This is a genomic window from Exiguobacterium sp. SH0S1 (assembly GCF_004337165.1).
GTDB lineage: Bacteria > Bacillota > Bacilli > Exiguobacteriales > Exiguobacteriaceae > Exiguobacterium > Exiguobacterium aurantiacum_A.
Window position 1 is genome coordinate 1 of the sequence record NZ_SJVC01000017.1, and the last position, 1,127, is coordinate 1,127.

Consider the following 1,127-nt stretch of genomic DNA (forward strand, 5'->3'; position numbering starts at 1 on the left):
ATGGTCGGGAAGACAGGATTCGAACCTGCGACCCCTTGGTCCCAAACCAAGTGCTCTACCAAGCTGAGCTACTTCCCGTTATAAATGGTGCACCCTGAGAGATTCGAACTCCCGGCCTTTAGATTCGTAGTCTAACGCTCTATCCAGCTGAGCTAAGGGTGCATAAAATGCGGTCGAGAGGACTTGAACCTCCACGGTGTTAACCACCACTAGGCCCTCAACCTAGCGCGTCTACCGATTCCGCCACGACCGCGTATTAATGGAGCGGAAGACGGGATTCGAACCCGCGACCCCGACCTTGGCAAGGTCGTATTCTACCACTGAACTACTTCCGCAATATGAGTTTTGATTAGAGATGCGGGTGAAGGGACTCGAACCCCCACGTCAAGGACACTAGATCCTAAGTCTAGCGCGTCTACCAATTCCGCCACACCCGCATATAATATTCAAATATAACTATTAATTAATGAGAAATGGTGAGCCATGCAGGGCTCGAACCTGCGACCCTCTGATTAAAAGTCAGATGCTCTACCAACTGAGCTAATGGCTCATTAATTTAAAATGGGGCGACTGAAGGGAATTGAACCCTCGAATGCCGGAATCACAATCCGGTGCGTTAACCACTTCGCCACAATCGCCATGAAAAAATGGTGCCGGCGAAAGGATTTGAACCCTCGACCCTCTGATTACAAGTCAGATGCTCTACCAACTGAGCTACACCGGCAGGTGTAAATGGTGGCTTTGGACGGAATCGAACCGCCGACACAAGGATTTTCAGTCCTTTGCTCTACCAACTGAGCTACAAAGCCAACTTATTAAGTTTAAATTAAAAATGGCGGTCCCGACGGGATTCGAACCCGCGATCTTCTGCGTGACAGGCAGACATGTTAACCGCTACACCACGGGACCGTTTGTAAAACTATTTGTATCGACTCCACCTATTTTAAATGTCAATTAGGATAAAGTCAATAAGTTTTGTAAAAAAATAAAAAGCCTGGCAACGTCCTATCCTCACAGGGGGAGACCCCCAACTACTTTCGGCGCTGAAGCGCTTAACTTCCGTGTTCGGCATGGGAACGGGTGTGGCCGCTTCGCTATCGCCACCAGACAAGGGAATTGTTCCCTGA

Annotated in this window: 10 tRNA genes and 1 rRNA gene; all 11 read right to left on the bottom strand. The window is 49.2% G+C overall.

What is annotated here, in order from left to right:
* Position 1 precedes the first annotated feature (1 nt).
* The 11 genes from EVJ20_RS14965 to rrf all read right to left on the bottom strand — a co-directional run bounded on the left by EVJ20_RS14965 (position 2) and on the right by rrf (position 1,108).
* A tRNA-Pro gene (locus tag EVJ20_RS14965) sits at positions 2–78 on the bottom strand.
* Between the two features lie 7 nt (positions 79–85).
* Positions 86–162: transfer RNA gene (locus tag EVJ20_RS14970), tRNA-Arg, on the bottom strand.
* A gap of 6 nt (positions 163–168) precedes the next feature.
* Positions 169–253, bottom strand: a tRNA-Leu gene (locus tag EVJ20_RS14975).
* A gap of 7 nt (positions 254–260) precedes the next feature.
* Positions 261–335: transfer RNA gene (locus tag EVJ20_RS14980), tRNA-Gly, on the bottom strand.
* A 21-nt stretch (positions 336–356) separates the two neighbouring features.
* Positions 357–437: transfer RNA gene (locus EVJ20_RS14985), tRNA-Leu, on the bottom strand.
* 37 nt (positions 438–474) lie between these two features.
* Positions 475–550: transfer RNA gene (locus EVJ20_RS14990), tRNA-Lys, on the bottom strand.
* A 12-nt stretch (positions 551–562) separates the two neighbouring features.
* Positions 563–638: transfer RNA gene (locus EVJ20_RS14995), tRNA-His, on the bottom strand.
* A gap of 10 nt (positions 639–648) precedes the next feature.
* Positions 649–724, bottom strand: a tRNA-Thr gene (locus EVJ20_RS15000).
* 9 nt (positions 725–733) lie between these two features.
* Positions 734–809 (bottom strand) — tRNA-Phe (locus EVJ20_RS15005).
* A 24-nt stretch (positions 810–833) separates the two neighbouring features.
* Positions 834–909 (bottom strand) — tRNA-Asp (locus EVJ20_RS15010).
* A gap of 83 nt (positions 910–992) precedes the next feature.
* Positions 993–1,108 (bottom strand): 5S ribosomal RNA (gene rrf, locus EVJ20_RS15015).
* Positions 1,109–1,127 lie beyond the last annotated feature (19 nt).